Here is a 1,424-nt window from a genome sequence, read left to right on the forward strand (position 1 = left end):
CTTCGACGCTGTCCTGATGCCGACGGTGCCCACAGTGGCGCCCACGTTGGAAGCACTTGAAGATGGCGACGAGTATGGGCGTGTCAATCTGTTGATGCTGCGCAACCCCACCATCGTGAACGTCCTGGACGGCTGCGCAGTGTCGTTGCCGTGTCACGAACGCGGTGCGGCCCCCGTAGGTCTGTCGATCGTGGGTGACCGCCAGCGCGATTGGCAGGTGCTGAGCATCGCGCATGCCATCGAGCAGGTGCTCTCCGCCTAGCGCCTCAATACGGATCGACGAAGGAGAACGCCATGCAAAGCGCAATCCGTTTGGATGCGGCCTCCGCATATCCTGAAGGCACCTTGCCAGGGATTGGGCTGTCCCGATTCGCCACGGGGCTTCGCGAGCTTTCTTGCTCCAAGGCGACCGTCGAGTGTCGTCACGACCTGCCACTGCGGGCGACTGCGATACTGGATGCGGTGCGTCGTGGCGACTTTCAGATCGGCGAACTTTACTGTGGTGCGCTGAGCACGGTTGATCGAATCTTCCAGATCGGCTCAATGCCGTTTCAATCGTCGACCCGTGCGTCCGCGATGCAGCTTCTGGCGGTGGCGCGACCGCACTACGAGCAAACGTTTGACACTCTGGGAGTCCGTCTGCTGTACGTTTCGCCTTGGCCTCCAACTGGACTGTGGACGCGGGAGTCGGTCCATTCAAAGGCGGAATTCAAAAGGTTGCGAATTAGCACGTACGACGACATGTCCGCTGACGTGGTACGTAGCGCGGGCGGCCAGGCGGTGCAAATGCCAATCGGAGAAGCCTTCGGCCGTCTGCGCGACGGCCAATTGGATGGCGTACTCTCATCGGGTGACGGCGCGGCAGGCCAGCGCCTCGGCAAGTACCTCYGATGCTTCTATGACATCAAGTACGCAACGCCTATTTCTTTTGCTGTCATGAATGCAGAGCTGTACCTCGGTCTGACAGTCGACCAGCGACGGTTTGTTGATCAAGCGGCCCAAGCGGTCGAGCGTTCGCTCTGGTGCGACTTGGATGGACGTATCCGTCGGAACCATCGCCACATGATGGCTGCCGGCGTCCGGGTATTCCCGGAACTTGACGCGAAGTTGAAGCAAGCTCTCTGGGAAGGCGGACACAAGGCGATCAGTCAATGGGAGCAGGGCGCGTGTGACCGGACTGCCTCGATCCTCGGAGAGTATTTCCCGTCGCCTCAGGGTAGGTAGACTGCTCCCGTAGCAGCACCCTCTTCGTGGTGGGCGCGCGCATCGATCCGGCGAATGCGTATCCTGGTCGGGGTAGCGCGCAAGGAAGGCTTCGTGGACCTGACGGTTCTTGTGGCGAAGGGGCCGAGTTCGATCTTGCGGGCGCGGCGCACGGCCGGCTTCTCGCGCGTCCGAAAGGGATCGGCTGATACGGATAAATC

Annotated in this window: 2 protein-coding genes; both read left to right on the forward strand. The window is 61.1% G+C overall.

The genetic code is table 11. The features are described 5' to 3' along the window. Positions 1-262 (forward strand): amidase family protein (locus tag AC1DOC_RS33530; RefSeq protein WP_478131551.1); only part of this gene is annotated, 262 nt, incomplete at its 5' end. Positions 263-294: 32 nt separating this feature from the next. Beyond that, the gene (gene dctP / locus AC1DOC_RS33535; RefSeq protein ID WP_478131552.1) at positions 295-1,224 is read left to right on the forward strand and encodes a TRAP transporter substrate-binding protein DctP; all 930 of its coding nucleotides are present in this window, start codon (positions 295-297) and stop codon (positions 1,222-1,224) included. The last annotated feature ends 200 nt before the right edge of the window (positions 1,225-1,424 follow it).

The sequence above is a fragment of the Variovorax sp. 01T439_2 genome, from assembly GCF_056398445.1.